This is a genomic window from Labilibaculum sp. (assembly GCF_041595635.1).
Lineage (GTDB): Bacteria > Bacteroidota > Bacteroidia > Bacteroidales > Marinifilaceae > Labilibaculum.
In genome coordinates this window covers 29,379-50,819 of record NZ_JBFHJW010000021.1, presented here as the reverse complement: position 1 = coordinate 50,819, position 21,441 = coordinate 29,379, and the positions used below count along the sequence as shown (strand labels likewise).

16 protein-coding genes are annotated in these 21,441 nt (G+C 35.3%); 7 read left to right on the top strand and 9 right to left on the bottom strand.

Features of this window, described 5'->3' with window-relative positions; genetic code table 11:
- Nucleotides 1-125 precede the first annotated feature (125 nt).
- Together ABYT26_RS08305 and ABYT26_RS08300 are read left to right on the top strand one after the other, a co-directional pair.
- The gene (locus ABYT26_RS08305; RefSeq protein ID WP_372752779.1) at nucleotides 126-2,222 is read left to right on the top strand and encodes an alpha/beta fold hydrolase; all 2,097 of its coding nucleotides are present in this window, start codon (nucleotides 126-128) and stop codon (nucleotides 2,220-2,222) included.
- 149 nt (nucleotides 2,223-2,371) lie between these two features.
- On the top strand, nucleotides 2,372-3,295 hold the full coding sequence (locus ABYT26_RS08300) for a DMT family transporter (RefSeq protein ID WP_372752777.1): 924 nt from the start codon (nucleotides 2,372-2,374) through the stop codon (nucleotides 3,293-3,295).
- Here the strand turns inward: ABYT26_RS08300 and ABYT26_RS08295 are convergent.
- The 4 genes from ABYT26_RS08295 to ABYT26_RS08280 form a co-directional block, all read right to left on the bottom strand.
- Nucleotides 3,250-6,423, bottom strand: a complete 3,174-nt coding sequence (locus tag ABYT26_RS08295; RefSeq protein ID WP_372752775.1) for an ATP-binding cassette domain-containing protein — start codon at nucleotides 6,421-6,423, stop codon at nucleotides 3,250-3,252. The genes ABYT26_RS08300 and ABYT26_RS08295 overlap by 46 nt on opposite strands.
- A gap of 156 nt (nucleotides 6,424-6,579) precedes the next feature.
- Entirely contained in the window at nucleotides 6,580-7,413 is an 834-nt protein-coding gene (locus tag ABYT26_RS08290) for a hypothetical protein (RefSeq protein WP_372752774.1), read from the bottom strand.
- Nucleotides 7,414-7,684: 271 nt separating this feature from the next.
- On the bottom strand, nucleotides 7,685-8,389 hold the full coding sequence (locus ABYT26_RS08285; protein WP_372752772.1) for a LytR/AlgR family response regulator transcription factor: 705 nt from the start codon (nucleotides 8,387-8,389) through the stop codon (nucleotides 7,685-7,687).
- Between the two features lie 15 nt (nucleotides 8,390-8,404).
- Nucleotides 8,405-9,469, bottom strand: coding sequence for a sensor histidine kinase (locus tag ABYT26_RS08280; protein ID WP_372752770.1), 1,065 nt, complete (start codon nucleotides 9,467-9,469; stop codon nucleotides 8,405-8,407).
- 204 nt (nucleotides 9,470-9,673) lie between these two features.
- Here ABYT26_RS08280 and ABYT26_RS08275 point away from each other — a divergent pair, with 204 nt between their 5' ends.
- Nucleotides 9,674-10,309 (top strand): cysteine hydrolase family protein, encoded by a 636-nt coding sequence (locus ABYT26_RS08275; protein WP_372752768.1) that lies wholly within the window; start codon nucleotides 9,674-9,676, stop codon nucleotides 10,307-10,309.
- Here ABYT26_RS08275 and miaA read toward each other — a convergent pair.
- Nucleotides 10,306-11,220, bottom strand: a complete 915-nt coding sequence (gene miaA / locus ABYT26_RS08270) for a tRNA (adenosine(37)-N6)-dimethylallyltransferase MiaA (protein ID WP_372752766.1) — start codon at nucleotides 11,218-11,220, stop codon at nucleotides 10,306-10,308. The two genes, ABYT26_RS08275 and miaA, sit on opposite strands and share 4 nt — an antisense overlap.
- A gap of 145 nt (nucleotides 11,221-11,365) precedes the next feature.
- Between miaA and ABYT26_RS08265 the strand changes: the two genes are divergently transcribed.
- Entirely contained in the window at nucleotides 11,366-11,935 is a 570-nt protein-coding gene (locus ABYT26_RS08265) for a YIP1 family protein (protein ID WP_372752764.1), read from the top strand.
- A 73-nt stretch (nucleotides 11,936-12,008) separates the two neighbouring features.
- Here ABYT26_RS08265 and ABYT26_RS08260 read toward each other — a convergent pair whose 3' ends face one another.
- On the bottom strand, nucleotides 12,009-12,233 hold the full coding sequence (locus tag ABYT26_RS08260) for a hypothetical protein (protein ID WP_372752762.1): 225 nt from the start codon (nucleotides 12,231-12,233) through the stop codon (nucleotides 12,009-12,011).
- 416 nt (nucleotides 12,234-12,649) lie between these two features.
- Here ABYT26_RS08260 and smpB point away from each other — a divergent pair, with 416 nt between their 5' ends.
- The gene (gene smpB, locus ABYT26_RS08255; protein WP_372752760.1) at nucleotides 12,650-13,096 is read left to right on the top strand and encodes an SsrA-binding protein; all 447 of its coding nucleotides are present in this window, start codon (nucleotides 12,650-12,652) and stop codon (nucleotides 13,094-13,096) included.
- A 295-nt stretch (nucleotides 13,097-13,391) separates the two neighbouring features.
- On the opposite strand, the gene ABYT26_RS08250 is transcribed toward smpB, so the two are convergent.
- From ABYT26_RS08250 to ABYT26_RS08240, 3 genes are all read right to left on the bottom strand, one after another.
- Complete coding sequence (locus ABYT26_RS08250; RefSeq protein WP_372752759.1) at nucleotides 13,392-15,059, bottom strand: nucleoside kinase; 1,668 nt, start codon at nucleotides 15,057-15,059, stop codon at nucleotides 13,392-13,394.
- Nucleotides 15,060-15,239: 180 nt separating this feature from the next.
- Nucleotides 15,240-18,101 carry an excinuclease ABC subunit UvrA gene (uvrA, locus tag ABYT26_RS08245; RefSeq protein ID WP_372752757.1) on the bottom strand — a complete coding sequence of 954 codons (2,862 nt, stop codon included), beginning with the start codon at nucleotides 18,099-18,101 and terminating at the stop codon, nucleotides 15,240-15,242.
- A 32-nt stretch (nucleotides 18,102-18,133) separates the two neighbouring features.
- Nucleotides 18,134-19,126, bottom strand: a complete 993-nt coding sequence (locus ABYT26_RS08240) for a lytic transglycosylase domain-containing protein (protein ID WP_372752755.1) — start codon at nucleotides 19,124-19,126, stop codon at nucleotides 18,134-18,136.
- A 255-nt stretch (nucleotides 19,127-19,381) separates the two neighbouring features.
- Between ABYT26_RS08240 and ABYT26_RS08235 the strand changes: the two genes are divergently transcribed.
- Nucleotides 19,382-20,128, top strand: coding sequence for a hypothetical protein (locus tag ABYT26_RS08235; RefSeq protein WP_372752753.1), 747 nt, complete (start codon nucleotides 19,382-19,384; stop codon nucleotides 20,126-20,128).
- Nucleotides 20,129-20,263: 135 nt separating this feature from the next.
- The gene (locus ABYT26_RS08230; RefSeq protein ID WP_372752751.1) at nucleotides 20,264-21,436 is read left to right on the top strand and encodes a MalY/PatB family protein; all 1,173 of its coding nucleotides are present in this window, start codon (nucleotides 20,264-20,266) and stop codon (nucleotides 21,434-21,436) included.
- The last annotated feature ends 5 nt before the right edge of the window (nucleotides 21,437-21,441 follow it).

The following is a 21,441-nucleotide window of genomic DNA, read 5'->3' as shown; positions in this document are numbered from 1 at the left end:
TAATTCACAGCCAACCTATCTCTCAAGCAATTAAGAATTATCAAACATCCATAGACTATTAGATATTCTTTGCATTTATTACATTTACAAGGCAATATAAATTAAACCAACTAAGTTATACTAACATGACAAACAAACAAATTTTGTTGGGCTTAGCTATTGTAACAGGCTTATCGTCCTGCCAACAAAAAGCTGAAGAATCAACTAACGACTCCTCCTATAAAACACCGGAAACTCATCTTACATCAGATGTAATGACTCCTGAAGTATTATGGTCATTCGGTCGTCTGGGAGGAGAAAACATCTCACCTGACGGTACCACTATTTTATATGGAGTAAGCTATTTTAACAAGGAAGAAAATCGTTCATATCGCGATTTGTACACTCTTCCGGTTGAAGGCGGTGAGGCAGTACAAATTACAAACTCCTCCCAAAAAGAGCATAACGAAATATGGAAACCCGATGGAAAAAAAATTGCCTACCTAAGTTCGGAAAGTGGAACCAGCCAAATGTGGGAAATGAATCCTGATGGAAGCGATGCTGTTCAAATTTCGGATATCGAAGGCGGAATAAATGGTTTTAAATATTCTCCTGATATGAGCAAGATTTTTTACCTGAAAGAAGTTCAGGAAGAAAAAAAAGTTCAAGACTTATATCCTGATCTTCCAAAAGCAAATGCTCGCGTAATTAATGACATGAATTATCGTCACTGGGATAGTTGGGTAGATACCTACACTCATATTTTTATTGCTGATTATAGCTCTAAAATTACTTCAGGAACAGACATCATGCCTGGTGAGAAATGGTCTGCGCCAGTAAAACCCTTTGGTGGAATCGAACAAGTAAACTGGTTAACAGATTCAAAAACTTTAGCCTACGTATCTAGAAAACTACAAGGTACCGAATATGCAAAATCTACTAATTCGGACATTTATTTCTACGACACAAAAACAGGTGAAACCAAAAATGTAACTGAAGGAATGATGGGCTACGACATGAATCCTGTTTTTTCTCCTGACGGAAGTAAAATGGCTTGGGAAAGCATGGAAAGAGATGGTTACGAGGCCGATAAAAATCGTTTATTCGTAATGGATTTAGCCACTGGTGAAAAAACATTCTACACGAAAAATTTCGATCAGAATGTTCAATCATTAACCTGGTCGGCAAACAGCAAAGACATTTATTTTATTTCGGGATGGCATGCCGTTCAGGAAATCTATAAACTTTCCTTAGCTGATGGAAATATAAAGCAAGTTACCAAGGGAATCCACGATTACCATACGGTACACATTGCCGGCGATGCTCTTATCGGAACCAAAGTATCCATGTCGAAACCAGCTGAAATCTACAATATTAATCCGGCCACGGGAGAAGAAAAAGAAATTTCATTCATCAACAAAAACATTCTTGATCAATTAGAAATGGGGAAAGTTGAAAAACGATGGATTACCACAACCGACAACAAACAAATGTTAGTTTGGGTAATTTATCCACCTCATTTCGATGCCAGCAAAAAATATCCTACTTTGCTTTACTGCCAGGGAGGACCTCAAGGAACCGTTTCTCAATTTTGGAGCTACCGATGGAATTTTCAGATGATGGCTGCCAACGATTATATTGTTGTTGCTCCAAACCGACGAGGCTTACCGGGTTTTGGTCAGGAATGGAATGAACAAATTTCAGGAGATTATGGTGGACAAAACATGGAAGATTACCTAAGTGCAATTGATGCCATCAAACAGGAACCATTCGTAGACGAAAACCGATTGGGATGCGTAGGTGCTTCCTACGGTGGCTTCTCTGCTTTCTGGTTAGCTGGGCATCACGAGAAACGCTTTAAAGCATTTATTGCCCATGACGGAATGTTTAATTTGGAATCTCAATATTTAGAAACCGAAGAAATGTGGTTTGTAAACTGGGACTTAGGAGGTCCTTTTTGGGATAAAAACAACAAAATAGCACAACGATCTTACGCCAATTCGCCTCATAAATTTGTGCAAAATTGGGACACTCCAATTTTGGTTGTGCACGGAGGAAAAGACTACCGCATTGTTGACTCTCAAGGAATGCAAGCTTTTAATGCTGCTCGATTACGAGGAATTCCAGCCCAACTTCTTCATCTTCCCGAGGAAAACCATTGGGTTTTAGGTGTTCAAAACGGAATTTTATGGCAACGCACATTTGCCAATTGGCTTGATAAGTATGTGAAAAATGCAAAATAAAAATCATCATTAATCAACATATAAATCCCCATCAAACAAGTATTTGGTGGGGATTTTTGCCTTCCATATTTTCTAACACTACTAATAATTCACACATCTGCCTTTCTGTGAAAATAAAATTCCTAAGTTTGCATAAAATTTTTGCCTTCATGAAAAAATTCCTATTCTCTACAAGTGTTCTTGCAATTTTTGCCTGCTTACTTTGGGCCACTCCATTTACAGCCATTAAAATTGGTTTAAAATATTCTACCCCTCTGCAATTTGCAGGAATGCGTTTTTTTATTTCCGGATTAATCATTCTTCCTTTTATCAAAGATCTAAAGTCAAAAATTGAGAAAGCAAAAAAGCGGTGGCATTTCATTTTATGGGTTGCCTTACTCCAAACCTCATTTCTTTACGGATTATTCTATACCGGCATTAATTATGTACCTGGTGCTTTAGGTGCAATGCTTATAGGTTCATCCCCGTTATTTACTGCAGTAGTAGCTCATTTCATGTTGAAAAATGATAAAATGAGCTGGCAAAAAATAATGGCAATTCTCATAGGAATTAGCGGCGTTTGCATTATTAGTTTAGGAAGATCCGATTTTGTTCTCACCACAACTATTCCCTTAGGAGTAGGAATTCTGATTTTGAATAATATCGTTGGAAGCACGGGAAATGTAATTGTCTCAAGAGATGCAAAAGATATGCCTCCACGAGTATTGGCTTCCTTCTCAATGATTATTGGCGGTGCTGTCTTGCTACTAGTTTCAATTCCTACAGAACATCCAACATGGTCCACCATTCATCCAACCGAATATTACCTTTCTCTGGCATGGTTAGCTATGGTTTCGGCATTCGCTATCACAATTTGGTTTGGACTATTGCAACGCCCAGGAGTAAAAGTTTCCAATTTAAACACCTGGAAATTCATCATACCAATTTTTGGAGCCTCTTTAAGTTGGATGGTTTTACCCGGAGAAAAACCTGATGCACTTTCCATTACGGGAATGCTCGTAATTGCCAGCAGTTTACTCTCAATAAATTATTTGAATCGAAAAGCTTTAAAAATCAAAAACGCAAGCAACTGAAAATAGTTTCTATTTCCTTTTTTTTCGCGACGAAGCAATCTCATGCCTTCTATGTAATTAACTAGCTTTCTGAGCAAATTGAACCATAAGGTCATGAATAAAATACTCGTTCCTAACCAAACAACAACAATATTAAACCAAAAGGTATCGATATAAAAGAAAGAAACTCGTTTTACAGGAGAATAGAAATGAGAACGTCCAATTTTTGACTTAGGGTTCATCAAAATTGGATCTTTCTTTTGAATCAAACGACCATCTACCTCAATTAATTTGTTGACTTCTGATTTATTAAGCACCAAATCGGCTAAGGCTGTATTGTAATATCTTTGCTTAAAACCGTAAACGCCATCGCGCCCCAGGGAATCGACCAAACGAGAATATTCAAAGTCCTTTTTATAGCCAGATTCGCGCCCCAACCCCATGTAGTATAGTTTTACATTATCTAGAAAAGCTGTGGTTTTTTCAGCCACATTTAAATTAAAATCGTGAAAATTTAACTCCTTAAGTTCTGGGAAAATTTTTATTCCTGATTCGCTTCCTAAACTGACAATTTCATTTCTCAACATCCCAAAATTTGCTTTTATTTCTTCCGAATCCTGTTCAAACTCGATACTGCGCTTACAATCAAGTAAGATGGATTCAATTCGAGGAATCAAAAAAGAACTTTTAAAAGACGCATCACTAATTCCTTTTTCAAAATCGAAAAAATGCTTCTCAAATTCGTTATCTCTAAACTGTGTAACAGCCAAAGCCTCATAAGCCCATCGAGTAGTCATTAAATTTCCAACAATTGGCACATAAACTTTATCGGTAATTCCCGTATGTAAATCATCAAATTTAATCATTGCACCTCCCAACAAAAGCTGTGGAACCAATATCAAAGGAATCAAAATATAGATAGTGATTACAGAATTTAACCCTGCTGAAATATTCAAACCAATCAGGTTCGAGAAGCAAGATGTTGTGAATAAAACCAACCAATAGGCAAAAATCATATCCTGAATCTCGAGAATATAATGAGCCACCAAAACGAAAGAAATAGACTGAATAGCAGAAAGAAGAAATAAAAAGATAATTTTAGAACTGAGGTAGCTAAACCGACACAGATTCAAAAATTTCTCACGCTGCAAAATCCTCTTGTCCCTTATTATTTCTTCGGCGCTCACCGTTAATCCCAAAAACATAGAAACGACCACCGACATAAAAAGAAATACCGGGAAATTTTTATTGTCTCCAAATACATATCCGCCATCAGTGGTGAACTTTGTAAAATAAGCCAGTATCACAGCAAGTAAAGGAGCCTCGAATAAATTAATAATTAAGTATTGCTTATTACTTAACTTTGAAAGCACATTACGAAGCCAAAAAATAGAAAACTGCTTTATTTTACCTGGAATTTTAAAATCACTTTGTGGCAATTTTTTATCAACATGCAAGGGTAAATGATTGGCCTCAATATTATCGAGGTATTTCTGATACCACTTATCAGGAGGAGTTCGGCGTTCTCGAGTTGGCTTCCCCTGTTCATCGATCAATTTAGCTTCTACAATTTGTAAGATCTGCTCCGGATTTACATTTCCGCAAGTCACGCACTCACTTTCCGAAGCATTCACTTGAGAATTCTGTGTTTTAAAATAAACAATGGCATCAATTGGATTCCCATTGTAAATTGGATAACCACCCTTATCGAGTATCCAAAGCTTATCGAACATCTTAAAAATAAAGGAAGAAGGCTGATGAATATTTACAACCACCAGTTTCCCCTTCAAAGTTTGACTTTTTAGTAAATTCATCACCATTTCCGAATCGGTAGAAGACAAACCTGATGTAGGCTCATCTACCAAAAGAATGGCTGGCTCACGCATCAATTCCAGCCCAATATTGAGCCTTTTTCGCTGACCTCCACTAATAAATTTATTTAAGGGATCACCAACCTTAAGGTTACGCACTTCATACAAATCTAAATCCTGAAGAATTCTCAATACCTTTTTTAAGATTTGTATTTCACTATAATCCTTAAAGCACAGTTTGGCATTAAAATACAGGTTTCGAAAAACACTCAACTCTTCTATGAGCAAATCATCCTGAGGCACAAAACCAATTAAACCACGAACAGCTAATTGATTTCGATGAATTTCATAATCGTTAATTCTAATCTCGCCCCGATTTAGTGGCAAGTTTCCATTCAAAACATTCAGCAAAGTTGATTTTCCAACCCCACTTCCACCCATAATTCCAATTAGCTGTCCACTTTCTTCTGAGATATTAAATTTATGAATTCCATTTTCAGAATTTCGAAACTTAAATTCGATATCTTTAGCGGTAAATACAATTTTTTCCTGCACTTCCTCCTGTAGAAATTTACCAGCAATATCTGAATAGTAAAGCGATTTAATATTGGGACCTTTAATGATAGAACCGTTGCTCAACTGATAGGTTTTATCAGATTTTATCTTATTTCCCTCCAGATAAAGATTCAACTCTCCCTCGTACTTAAAAACCAACAAGTTTACACTTTTCGCAAACATAACTACAATTCGCCCATACAAATTGTAACAAAACAAATGTTTATAATCATTGTCCTTTCTCTTCGGATCCTTTTTCATGAACCAAGACAAGTTATCGGACCACTCCGTAACCTTATTATCTATGATTAAGAATTTACTTTTATCGAATTCATCAAGAGTATCGCCCCAAACAAAAGCAAGACAGTTAATAAATTCGGAACGAGGAATTTTAAAGCTCTCCGCAACAATACTTATAAATTCAAATTCATTCTCACTCACCAACTTGTCTTCGTAAACAAATTCGAGCAAATGCAATAATACAATTAAACGTTCTTCCTGAATTAACTCAGATTTTATTTTGGAACAAACTTTAGTGGCTTCGGTTAAAGAAAGAATATTTCCTTCCTGGGCATTTACATTCGCCTGATACTCCATCTCTCGATGATAAAATTCAGAATAGTTTTCGAACAAACGCAGGTATTCAAGCTCAAGTTCCATGTTCACATATCGTTTTAGAAACCCTTCTACAATCACTTTTCCTTCGCGCGAAATTCCACGTTCTTTGGCATTAGCAACAATGGCAAAGAGATGCATTAATGCATTTAAAATCGATTCTCCCATTTACATCTTTGGAATTATTGGTTTGTTTTTATCAGACTAATCTAAATTTACAACTTATTTCTTTAGTGCAGGAATATTAAAATACTAGTTTGTGGACACAAAAAAAACTGCCTTCCAAAATGGAAAGCAGTTAGAAATTTATTAGACTATTTTCAATTATTGAACGATAGACTCTCTAAGCTTAGTAACACTTGCGGTAATTTCATCCAACTGTGCCTTGTCCATGCTTCCATCTACAATTTTATCGTAGCTTACTTTCAAACCATGTAACTCTACTAATATTGAATCGATATTTGGATCTTTGGCTTCTGGTTCTAATACAGCTAGTAATTTTTCTAATGATTCTTTCTGATCAAAAATAACTTTTACAATTTCCGAATTCGCATAAGTATTGTCAGAAATATTAGTTGCAATATATAAGCCTTCAATAAAACTACCACTCACAACCAGTAAAGAAAGATTTCCTTTTGCGTTTTTATTTAAAAATTCATAAGTATCGTAAAACGAATTAGTAATTATTGATACCAACTGATCTTTATTATCTAAATTTTTCTCTACCTCTTCCACTAAAGTCTCATTGTAGGCACTCGTAATTTCCAAATTGTCGATTAAAGATTTCGATGCCTTTAAAAACAACATTGTTTCCTGCTTACGCTGATAGGTACTTGCATAACTTAAATCAGCACTATAAACACCTAAATTTAAAGCTCTTGCTTTTTCTGTGAAATATTTATCTGCATTCTCAGTAGAATTCGAAAGTCCTAAAATATAATCAGCACCAATTCGATTCAACATAGAAGTTAATTCAAAAGTAGTTGGAAGAGGATATACAACATCTCTTACCTCTTTCTCGATCGCTTTCTTAAGCAAAGGTTTAACAGTTTGCTCTTGAGCTTTCTTTTTATCAACTGGCTTACAAGCAACAAAATTAAATGCAAAACCCATAACTAAAAGAAAAACGATATAACGATAATTAGTTTGTTTTTTCATAAATATTAAATTTTTATAAATCCAAGATTCAAATTTTATAGGTCTAAATTTAACAAAAAGGGAGCGAATTACAAGCACTAAAGGCCCAATATATTTATACAATTTTATTCCAAAATATTCGTCCTTAGAATAAGAATACTTATCGCCACAATCAAACATGAATCAATACATATTTAAATCCAAAACAAGAACTGTAAATCAACAAATACATCTTAAAAAGATTGTGACAAAAATCTCGCCAAGCCTTTAAAAATTAGACTTATCAACAGTATTATGCAGGATGAATTCGTTGAAAAAAACTCTGCTTGTAATTGTTTCCAATGGGAATTGTTCCTTTTTCGAGGTGAACCATATTTCCTTCTATCGATTTAATTTTAGATAAGGAAACAATGTAGGATTTATGAATTCGATAAAACTTCTGCGAGGGCAACAAACGCTCAATCCCCTTAAGAGACTGATAGGTAACCACATGTCCATCATTAGTAAAAATCTTTACATAGTCACCCAAAGCTTCTACATATAAAATAGAATCCAGATTAATATTAATGGTTTTCTTATTTGCCTTCACGAATATATAATCTCTTTCTTCCTTACCTAACTCTAGCAATTCAGCAGGCCCCTTCCCCCTATCTTCAGCCTTTTGAACAGCCTGTAAAAACCGTTCAAACGAAAATGGTTTTTTCAGATAATCCAACACATTTAACTCGTAACTTTCTAATGCATACTCGGTATAGGCTGTTGTAATAACAACCATAGGTGGGTTCTTATAGGTTTTAAGAAAATTAATTCCACTCAACCTGGGCATATTGATATCTAAAAAAATAAGATCAACATCTTGCTCTTGCAGAAGCTCCATAGCCTCAATAGCATCACTGCACTTCCCTTTTAGTTCTAGTCCAGGCAATTCCGAGATGTATTTCTCTAAAACACGCTGTGCAAGCGGCTCATCATCAACAATTAAACATTTTAATTTCATAGAATCTTAACTTCGTTAGGACAAATCAATTTGCAAGGTAACTTTAAAAAGCTTGTTATCCTCCTTAATTACCAAACGGTGCTTTTCGGGGTACAACAGCTCTAAACGACGAATCACATTTTTAATTCCAATCCCCCCATTTTTTTCGTTCTCTTTATTCCAATCGCTAGCCAAGCGATTTTCTATTGACAACTCTATTTCGTTAGTATTTTCAAAATTAAAGAGAATATTAACAAAGCCGTCATTGTTTTTACCGTAAGCTCCATGCTTAAATGCATTTTCTATCAGTGGTTCAAACAAAAGCGGAGCTATTTTTCTTCTTGCCGGATCTCCCTTCACTCCAATCTGCACAGGTACACTATCGTCCAATCGAATTTTTTGCAAGTCGATATAATTCTGAATGAACTCCAATTCTTTCTCCAGCAGAACATATCGATCATTGCAATCGTAAAGTATGTATCGCATTAAATCAGACAATTTCAACACCAAACTTGGTGCTTTATCTGACTTATCCAAGGTAAGAGAATAGATATTATTTAAGGTATTAAACAAAAAATGAGGATTGATCTGTGCCTTCAAAGCTTTTAGTTCAGCTTCCAATTTTTCCCGCTCAATATCTTTCAACTGAAATGAAATTTTCTGCAAAATAAACCACTCCCTCATCAGTGATAAAAAACTAGTTACACCAACATAGATAAAAGTAAAAAATGCAAAATTAAACCACACTACGAAGGTAAGATCTCCGAAAAATTGCTCGCCTTGCACAAAACGACTTAAAGGATAAACCAACAAAAAATCGATAAAAAAGGCAGACAAAGAAATTATACCTATGAGAGAAAACACATAAAGAAAAAACTTCTGTTTTTTAAAAAAACGAGGAATTAAAACTAAAAGGTTAAAATAAACAGCAGCAGCAAAGCAAAGATTAAAAACCAAGGTCATTAAAACGGGCTCTACTCGCAAAATATTCTTAAAATTACTAGCCACAAACATAGTAAACAACCAAAATGTAAAGGCAAGTACCCAAAACAAAATATGATAAGCGATCCTACTACGCGATATTTCTTTTATATTAGTCATAAGTTGGAACTACTGTAAATTTAGAAGAGTAAAGTAAAAAAGAATTCGTTAGCTGTAAAAATTATTCGTTATCACTAACGATTCTCCTGTTAAAAGACAATAATTTTCAGATCTATCGAGGCACATAATATCTATTTCTACTTTGATATCTATCCGAGCTGTTGTAATATTGTAATGAATATAAATTTAAATAAGCAATTCTCTATGCTTGCAAAAGATATCTTATTCTGGAATGTTGACACTCAAATTGATTTTATGAGTAAAACGGGGAAACTTTACGTTTCTGATGCAGAACAAATTCAACCTACACTTGCTCAACTAAGTAGCTTTGCAAAAAGGCACAATATTCAAGTTGTTAACACGGCCGATTTCCATTATTCAAATTCAAAGGAATTGTCCCAGTCTCCTGATTTTATCACCACATTTCCGCCTCATTGCATGGCAAATACATCTGGAGCAGAGTATGTCAACGAAACAAAACCAGAAACTCCTTTCTCCGAGGTTTTGTGGGAAAATAATTATTCCGATAAAGAAATAAGTGCTATTACCGCTCACCGAAACATTGTAATTCGCAAAGATGCCTTCGATGTATTCGAGGGAAATAAATACACAAATGCCATTCTAAAGCAAATTGCCCCAAAAACAGTTTTTGTTTATGGAGTAAGCACCAATGTTTGTGTCGACTGCGCTGTTGTTGGTTTAGCGAAGCAAAATATTAAGGTGTACGTAATTGAAGATGCCATAAAAGAGTTACCAAATATTCCTCTTCCTTATGCAAAATGGGAACAATTAGGCGTAAAAAAAATCACATTCTCAGAAATTAACAACTACATCAACTAAATAGCTGCCAACTCTTTCACTTTCTGAATTTTTTCTTCCAAAGGCATAAAACCATCCAGCCAATGAATGTTTGATCCACTGCGTTCCATTTTACGAAACCAGGTCATTTGGCGCTTGGCAAATTGATGAATAGCCACTTCAAGCTGATTCACCATTTCATCGTAGGTCAACTCACCCACAACGTAACGAGTTAAAAATTTATACTCCAGCCCATAATAAATAAGGTCATCAGCCGAAACACCTGATTTCATTAAGCTTTCTACCTCTTCGACCATTCCCGATTGCAGACGTTCTTTTAATCGCTGGGTAATTCGTTGTCTTCTTACTTCGCGATCGAATTTAATTCCGATCAGTAAAGGATTCATTTCAGGATAATCCATTTCTATTTCAGGATGAGAAGCATAGTATCGTTCAATTTCAATGGCTCGGATAGCGCGTTTTTGAGTTTCTAAATCGGAATTGTTGTGCACTTTTTTGTAGGATCGCAGAATTACGCCTAACTCATCCAATGTTTTATCTAATAATTGATCTCTAAAATCTTGATCTTTGGGCACTGCAATCAACTTATACCCTTTTAAAGCTGCTTCCAAATACATTCCTGTTCCCCCACAAACAATTGGCATTTTTCCTTTTGCAGTAATTTGCTCAAAGGCTTTCACAAAATCCTGCTGAAACTCATACACATTGTATTTATAACCAGCATCAGCAATATCAATCAGGTGATGAGGAATTGTTTTTCCATCCAAAACATATTCGTCCAAATCTTTCCCTGTTCCCAAATCCATACCGCGATAAATCTGTCGGGAATCTGCACTAATAATTTCACCCTCGAATTCTTTTGCCAAATGAACAGCTAAACTTGTTTTTCCTGTTGCTGTTGCTCCTAATACCACCAATAAATTATTCTGCATCTCTACTATTTTTCCCAATCGTATAAAACAATCAATTTTTGTTTATCCAGATAATGATTATCTTTCAATAAGACAAAATTGTATATCTATATTACACAACAAAATTACTCCAAGTTTTTCAGATTCACCAACAAGTCCAGTCAATATGACAATAGCAAGCCTACTAAAGCACTGTCTGCAACTATTTTTTCAAACAGAGAAAGCCTGGGAATCAATTGCAAGTCAATCATGCAAACCAAAACAATTATTTCTCTACCTTCTGCCATTGCTATTATTCATGGCAGCATGCAATTTTTTAGGTTATCAATTTTTCGAACAAAACCCTTTGCAAGAAATCAACATGCATCTTTTTGCAGCAGGTGCAACTTTTGTCTTTTCCCTTCTATACATCTATATTTCGGCTCTTATGACAAGCCAGTTTGCCCATTTCACTATCCGAACAGAACGATTCAAGAGAGCCTTTACTCTTATTACTTTTTCCTTTATTCCTGGCATCATTTTTAATTCGATCGCTTTCCTAATTCCGATGATAAACTATCTAACCATTTTTAGTCTGTTTAGTTTTTTCGTTCTTTACAAGGGAATTTCACCAATGCTTTCCATTCCAGAGAATAGAAAATCAGGTTATTTTACATTTATACTCATCGGCCTCCTTTCTATTAGTGCGGTTTTAGGCGCATTTTTTATTGGCATAGCAAGCCTTATGGGCTTTTAACCAATGTCCAACAATTTTACACTAAATATAGAGCAAATTTAAAAAGCTTGCTTAATTTTGGCACCAATCTAAATTAAGAGAAAACAACAATGATTTTTCGTTCAAAAAATATTCTAAATTCATTCACCCGGTGGCTCAATTTATTGATTTCTCCGGCAATAGAATGGGAAGTAATTGCAAAGGAAACATATCGTGTACAATCCATATTTATCACTTTTTTATTTCCTGTTACTGCAATCTGCTCGGCAATTTCTTTCGCGGGTGCTCTAATACACTCCGGAAGTCTTTTAATTGGCATATCTCAATTTTTCATCTCTTTCTTATCCTTAAATCTAGGATTTTACGCAAGTGGAAAAATGATTAAATTGATGGCACCCAACTTTCAATTACAAATTAAATCGGAAAGTATTTATCCGCTAATAATTTACAGTGGAGCCATATTCTGCCTATTTCATAGTTTGGCTAAACTTTTTACCCCGTACTCATTTCTAAATCAAATTAGCTTGGTCTTCGAACTCTATTTTATTCGTGTATTATGGCTAGGAATATCACCTTTACTCCCTATTTCACAAAATAAAAAAGCAGGCTTTACAATAATGGTCAGTTTACTTATTTTAATTCTCCCATTGCTGTTTGAACGAATGTTTTCTATTATTTTCAAGCTCCCAGTTACAATTTAATATTGTAAATTTGTGAGGCAATTAAGACTTTACAATGCAGAAAATCAATATCAGAAATAAAAAAGCTAGTTTTGAATATGAGATAATTGAAACCTTTGTGGCAGGTATTCAACTATTTGGAACAGAAATAAAATCCATTCGTGCTGGAAAAGCAAGCATAGGGGACTCCTTTTGCTATTTTAATGCCAATGAGCTTTACGTGAAAGAAATGCATATTTCCGAATACAAATTTGGCTCTTACTACAACCACGAAGAAAAAAGAGAACGCAAACTCCTTTTAAACAGAAAAGAATTAGAAAAATTAGACCGCAAAACAAAAGAAAGTGGTCTAACAATTGTTCCGTTACGAATTTTTCTGAATGAAAAAGGATTTGCCAAAATGGAAATAGCTCTTTGTCGTGGTAAAAAACACTACGACAAAAGAGAAAGTTTAAAACAAAAAGATCATAAACGAGAGATAGATCGTATGATGAAGAGATAGTTAGCTTTCTAACTCAATTTTCCTTTAAAAAAATCAAAAAATTCCTTTTACTATTCCTACTTTTTAGTCTATATTTGCAGCCCGCTAAAGAAAATCAGGCTACAGATACGAATATGCACTTTTCAACAGAGAATGAACAAGTTATCAACATTGTTGATGAATTGTTAATAACTCTCAGAAGTCACTGTATTCAATATTTCCAATTGTTAATAACTAAAAATCCCCGCCTTACTCATTAAGGATATTAACAAGTAAAACAGGGATGAATATAAACAGGTAAAAAGTTATTAACAGGTTAATATTCAAAGGTACTACCGCCTAAAAATTCCCTCATTAAGGAAGTTGGTGGTATCTCATGATCTTTGATGGGAAGAAAGTAGCTAAAAAACTTAAGCAAACGATTCGCTTCGGAATATTCTACTTGGTTTGGCTGAATCTCCTTTAAAATTGGCTCTGCATGCCTTTTTAAAACTCCTAGTTCGTAGGGAAGTGCCGAATTAAACATGGCATCAGCCTCTTCCTGAAAAGGAAAAATATTTTTCTCCTCGCCGCGTCTCACACTAGGCCAGCGACTAATGGTATCCAAAGCACTATATTTTCTATATTTATGATCACGTACAATTCTCCTGATCAATCGATTATCGGTTGAAGGAATGCGATTATGACCATCAATGGAAATAGAAGTTAGTGCCGAAACGTAGATTCGAAACTTCGATTCGTCGGCTATTAATGGAGTCAATTTTGGATTCAAAGCATGAATTCCTTCGACCACTATAATTTGCTTACCATTGACCTTCAATTTTTCTCCATTGTAATATCTAGTTCCTGTTTCAAATGAAAATTTTGGCAACTCAACTTCTTGACCATTCAACAAATCAACCAAATTCTGGTTAAACAATCGGATATCTAAAGATTCTAAAGCTTCAAAATCATATTCACCATTCTCATCTTTAGGAGTATGTTCCCTATCGACAAAGTAGTTATCTAAAGATAGATTTACCGGATTTAGGCCTGCTACTTTCAGCTGAATAGCTAAACGTTTACCAAAAGTTGTCTTTCCTGATGACGATGGCCCCGAAATCAAAATCAATTTTGTGTGCTTCCTTTTCTTTCGAATTTTATCAGCAATTTGAGCAATTTTCTTTTCATGAAGAGCTTCTGATATTTTAATCAACTCCGAGATATTATCGTTATCGACATAGCGATTCAAATCACCAACATTGGAAATATTCAACACCTTTCCCCAGCGCTTAAATTCGCTAAATACCTTCATCATTTTCTCCTGATCGATTACCGGTTTTGTCTCAGTTGCATCGCGTCTACCTGGAGGCATCAGGAGCATACCATGAGCAAATGGCAGTAAATCAAAAACCTTTAACTTACCTGTAGATGGAACCAAGAATCCATAAAAATAATCAACAGTACCGCCCAAATGAAACACTGATGTGTACATATTCCCGCGAGTACGAAACAAACTAGTCTTCTCCTTTAAGCCTTGAGATTCGAAAATCTCAATAGCTTTTTCCGTTTCAATTTCCTCACGGATAAAAGGAAGATCCTCATCAATAAGCTCAAGCATTCTCATCTTGATATTTTCGATAAGGTCGGGTGTAAGTAAAATACTCCGGTCGGTAATCCTACAATACAAACCATTTGAAATAGAATGTTCAATCCTAAAGCCGGTTTTGGGAAACAAATCATGAACCGCCTTATACAACAGAAAACATAAAGAACGAACATACATTCGTCGACCATCGGGATGTGTCACGTCCACAAAAGTTACATTTTTGGGCTTGTAAATTTCATAGCTTAATTCTTTCAGCTTATTATTTACCATAGCACCAAGTATTTCGCCATTATACTTAGGGCCCAAATCGGCCAATATTGTTTGAAGATCTGTTCCCAAAGGATAAGACCGCTTCTCTTTTAAATCTTCGAAATAAATATCAATTAATTTTCCCATATCATTCAAAATTTACAAAATGCCTATTTATGATTAGACTGTTTTAAAGATAAGAATAAGGATGATGCATTTAAAATACGAATGGACTAATTTTTGTTAAATTCCTTCTTCTGTTGAAAAATGACAAATAAAAAAGGATCTCCAATTGGAGATCCTTTTTTTCGCATAAACTTTCGCTTACTATTTCATCTCTTCCCTCAAAAATCGAGCAGTAAATGATTTTTCACAATTCAGTAATTCTTCCGGGCTTCCTTCGAATAAGATTTCGCCGCCATTTCGTCCTCCTTCTACTCCAACATCAATTATATGATCAGCGACTTTAATCACATCCATATTGTGTTCAATAACAATTACTGTATTTCCTTTATTCACCAATCGGTTGAGCACATCTAACAGAACCCGAACATCTTCAAAATGCAATCCTGTGGTTGGCTCGTCGAGAATGTAAAGAGTTTTACCAGTATCTCGTTTGGCCAATTCTGTTGCCAATTTTACTCGTTGCGATTCTCCTCCCGAAAGGGTTGTGGAAGGTTGCCCCAAAGTAATATACCCCAAGCCAACATCTTTCAGAACTTTTAATTTCACCAAAATAGAAGGAATATTTTCAAAAAATTCAACTGCCTGATTAATCGTCATATCCAAAACATCACCAATCGATTTTCCTTTGTATCGCACCTCTAATGTCTCGCGATTGTATCGTTTACCATTGCACTCATCACATCGCACATGAACATCAGGCAAGAAATTCATTTCGATGGATCGAACGCCAGCTCCCTGACAGGTTTCACATCGTCCGCCTTTCACATTAAAAGAAAATCGACCTGCTTTATACCCCCGAATTTGTGATTCAGGCAATTTCTCGTACAATTTTCTAACATCACCAAACAAATTGGTATAGGTTGCCGGATTCGATCTCGGTGTTCTTCCTAAAGGCGATTGACTAACCTCTACGACCTTATCGATATTCTGAATTCCATTAATTTTTTGGTAGGGCAATGGATCAGCAACAGAGCGATAAAAGTGTTGAGACAAAATTGGATGTAAAGTCCCATTTATCAGGCTTGACTTACCACTTCCGGAGACACCAGTTACACAAATAAATTTTCCCAAAGGCAAACTAACATCAACATTCTTAAGATTATTTCCGGTGCAACCTTTTAAGGTAATGCTCTTACCGTTTCCCACTCTTCTACTTTCAGGAATTTCAATTTTTTTCTCGCCATTTAAGTAATTAGCAGTTAAACTATTGCTTTTAACAATTTGATCTGGACGTCCAAACGAAACAACTTCCCCACCATGTTTTCCGGCAAATGGTCCCATGTCCACAACATAATCAGCGGAGAGAATCATGTCTTTATCGTGCTCAACAACAATGACCGAATTACCCGAATCGCGAAGTTGCTGCAATGAATAAATCAAACGCTCATTGTCTCTTTGATGCAATCCAATGCTGGGTTCATCAAGAATATATAAAACATTCACCAATTGAGATCCAATTTGTGTTGCTAGTCTAATTCGCTGTGATTCCCCTCCCGAAAGCGAAATCGAACTTCTATTGAGCGATAGGTATTCCAAACCAACATCCATCAAGAAACCCAAACGAGAACGAATTTCCTTTAGAATTTCAACCGCAATTTTTTGTTGTTTTTCGCTCAGATGATGCTCCAAATCCTTAAACCACTCATTCAAGAGCCCCAAATCCATACTTGCAACTTGCGAAATATTTTTGTCGTGAATTTTAAAATGAAGAGATTCACGTTTTAGGCGATCGCCATTACACACATCACAAACCTTAGTAATGATAAATTGCTCAGCCCATTTTTTTGCCTTTTTCGAGGTAACATTACTTTCCTGATTCGAGATGTATTTAATCACCCCATCGAAACTAAGGAAGTAGTTCGATGAAGCCCCTAAAGGAGTATTCTCCAACTTGAAAGTCTCACTACTACCATCTAAAATAATGCTTAAAGCCTCATCTGGAATTTCTTTAATTGGCGTATCCATCAAGAAATCATACTTGCGACCAATGGCTTCTAATTGCCAAAATATCAAGGAATTCTTATATTTTCCCAAGGGAACAATTCCGCCTTCTCGGATACTTAAATTTCGATCTGGAATAATTTTATCCATATCGATGGCATTTACCCGTCCCAGACCTTTACATTTAGGACATGCACCATGTGGCGAATTAAAAGAAAAACTATGTGGAGCGGGTGTGTTATAAGAAATTCCAGTTGTGGGACACATCAATAAACGACTATAAAATCGTGTTTCATCAGTATCCTTATCCTGAATCATAGTAATTCCTTTTCCGTGCTTCATTGCAGTTTGTACCGATTCCTTAAGGCGTTTATCTCCTACTTCCTCGACCACCAACTTATCAATCAGCACCTCAATATTATGATTTTTGTATCGATCAACTTTATAGCCATGATACAATTCCACAATTTCGCCATCTACGCGTGCATACAAAAAGCCTTTACTCCTAATTTGCTCGAACAATTCTTTATAATGACCCTTTCTCCCTTTCACAATTGGAGCCAAAATAAGAATCCTTTTGTGACTAAACTTTTCATGAATCAAACTAATAATTTGCTCGTCGGTGTATTTGACCATTTTCTCACCAGTTTCGTAAGAATAGGCAATTCCTGCCCGAGCATATAAAAGACGAAGAAAATCGTACAGTTCGGTGATTGTTCCTACAGTAGAACGAGGGTTTTTATTAGTTGTCTTTTGTTCTATAGAAATCACCGGACTCAAACCAGTAATTTTATCAACATCCGGACGCTCCATTCCACCCAAAAATTGTCGGGCATAAGCCGAAAAAGTTTCGACATATCTCCGTTGACCTTCTGCATAAATAGTATCAAATGCAAGTGAGGATTTTCCACTTCCACTCAAACCAGTAATCACCGAAAGTTGATTTCTGGGAATACTAATATCTATATTTTTAAGGTTATGAACACGAGCACCAAAAACTTCTAGCTTTTCAGTATCCAATGATTCTTCCCCATTCTTGTTTTTATGATTCTTGACAGTCAATTTACAATCTCCTTTTTACACCCTCTAATTGGTTACTTTACAGAAACAGAATCGGATGGGTTTTTATATTCAGAAAATGCAAAATTAATATATCCTTTGGCAGGAAGAGTAATTTCGTACTCTTTTTTATATTTATTTGTTAGGTAAGCTTTTCGAAGCCAAGGATTAAAAAACTTCAGTAGCTTATAATTAATTCCATTTTCCTTGGCAAAAAATGCAAAATTCTCCACGCTACCAGTAATTTTTAGCTTACGAGTAGGAATGTTAACATACAAATCAGACTCACGATACTTAAATCCGAATTCATCAGTATTCTCCATGATTCTCTTAATAGCCATAATCCGGAAAACATACCGTCCCGTTTCTTCCCCCAAAAGAAGATCAAAGTAATTTCCTGCATCTTGCAATTGCATCTGCCTATCTAAAAATCTTCTACCTGAATTATAGGAAGCTGCCACCAGTGTCCAGGATCCATATTTTTTATAGGAATCTTTCAGATAGTTACAGGCGGCATGAGTTGATTTTTCAACATTATATCTTTCATCTACTTCGCTTCCAACTTCCAAACCATAATCTTTAGCCGTTCCTTCCATAAATTGCCAAATTCCGACGGCTCCAGCAGGCGATTCAATGGTTTGAACCAAACCACTTTCAATAAGTGCTAAGTATTTAAAATCATCAGGGATTCCTTCCTCCCTTAAAATAGGTTCGATAATTGGAAAAAAACGATTGGCTCGCTTAATAAAAAGCAAGGTTTGAGATTGCCAGTAAGTATTCACCAAAAGCTCTCTATCAAACGACTCCTTCACATCCCATCGCTCTATGGGTACATCTTCACCAGCAAATAAAATTTTATCAGGCGTTTTTAAAGCATAAACATTGTACTTACTCATGTATTCGCTACCAATATGCTCAGTAACGGGATCGTTTACTTTGGAGAAATTAAAAAGTTGAGCAGCCAAATAAACACCGCCGAAAACAATAAGGAGAATTCTGATTTTTTTTATTGAAGTATATGTAGTCATGATTATTTTTTTTGTTGGATACCAAAAGTATAAGATATTACTTGATTTAAATCAAAAATGTTTGACTAAAAAGATTATTTCTATCAATAAAAATTTACAGTTCATCAAGATTCAATATAAAAAATTTTGCAAAGTAATTTAGTGAATTCAAACAAAAGCATGCAACAAATTAATTTTGAATTCGTTATATTTAAACCTAGTCGTTTATGCGACTACATCGGCTAATTATTAACCCAATCCCTAAATCCAAAAAGAATGAAAACATCTCTTTTTCTTTTCTCCTTCATTTGGATCTTTCTTTTTTTCCCCGCCTGCGATGGTGAAACAACAATCAATTTCCCTACTGATATCATTCAAGATTCACGAATTTCAGATTCTACCTTCCAAATTCTACTAGATGATGCTAAACTTTTGTGCTTAAACCTATATTTAAATGAGGAAAGTAAAGAACTAAGAAATATTGAAATTGATGAGTCAAATATTGCACCAATCATCTCAGCCGTCCAAATGGTATTTTTAGACTCGTTGCTTTCTGCCAGTTATCAAATAAGAGACTACCAAATTCACACCCTTTGCCCCATTCAATTGCACGAAGGAACCTTACAATCCGATAGTTTAAATCCGCACATAACATCTTGGCTTAGGAACAACTACTCGGGCCACGACTTACTTGATGATTACATTTACACTTATAATATTAGCTTGGATTCTCTAGGGAATAACCAATTTCTTTATCATTCCGAAATTGGAATCAATCAGTTGGCCTTAGCTACGGAACTCAAGGAGATTTCCTTTATTCTGGATGCAAAATCAAGCTTTTGTATCGGAGATGGATCGCAAATTGAGATTATCGATTTACAAAATGATTTTATTCACCTTATCTACAGCTATGGCTGGGACGATTGTCCTTCTGGTTGCATCAATCGTCATTATTGGGAAATTGGTGTTTATGGTTCTGGTATTGTTGAATTAATTTCCGAATCGGGCAACCAACTACCCTAATAATTTTCATCTTTGCTCGAAAATCGATTGTTAAACTAATAAAAGTTCAGCTTCTTTTATCTTTATCTTACTTCTATTCTTCTTTTTTAGTAGAGCCTTTTTTTTTACATTCACTCTTCTAAAAAAAAATAAAATATGCCTTACAATTTTGATGAGATTATTAAACGAGAAAATACAGATTGTGTAAAATACGACAAGCTGAACGCCTATTTTGGAAAAGAGAAACTACTGCCTCTTTGGGTTGCTGATATGGATTTTAAAGTTCCACCCTGTATCTCAGAAGCAATCATAAAACGAGCAAATCATGAAATTTATGGATATACCTATCGCGGTGAAGAATGTATATTAAGCATTCAAAATTGGCTGCAAAACAGACACAACTGGGCAGTTTCAAAAGATTGGATTTCATCCAGCCCAGGTGTAGTTACAGCTCTAGCTATTCTTTTACTTAGTTTAACAAAAGAAGATGATAACATAGCCGTTCAGTCTCCTGTATACCATCCATTTTATCATGTAACTAATGATACCAAACGTAATTTGGTAAAAAATCCTCTTCGAAGAACAGAAGCAGGTTACGAAATGGATTTTGAACACCTAGAAAAACTAGCTAAAAAAGGTTTAAAAGCTATTCTTCTAAGTAATCCTCACAATCCGGTAGGCAGAGTATGGACAAAAAGTGAATTGATTCAACTTGGTAAATTAGCTCAAAAATACGACTTTCTGATTATCTCAGATGAAATCCACCAAGATCTTGTGTATAAAAATCATACACACATTCCGATTGCATCTCTTTCAGATGAATTAGCGCAAAGAACAATTACTTGCATTGCTCCCTCTAAAACTTTTAATGTTGCAGGACTAGCCAGTTCAGTGGTAATTATTCCCAATCAGAACTTAAAAAAACAGTACGAAAAAATGCTCAATTCGCTTCACCTAAACAATGGCAATTTATTTGGCCATATAGCCATGCAAGCTGGATATGAAAAGGGAGCCGAATGGTTAGATGAGCTCATGGAATATTTAGAAGGAAATGTAAATTTTCTTAGAAGTTACATCGAAAAAAATATGCCCAAAATTAAATTAGTGGAACCAGAAGCAACCTATTTGCTATGGCTAGATTGCCGATCATTGGGAATAAATACCGAACAATTAAATCAACGTTTAATTAATGAAGCAGGTCTTGCCTTTAACAAAGGAACCACTTTTGGAGAAGAAGGAGAAGGATATTTTCGCATTAACATCGGTTGTCCGCGCTCTATTTTGGAGCAAGCACTTGTTCAATTGAAAAGTATCGTCAACCAATTTTAAAAATA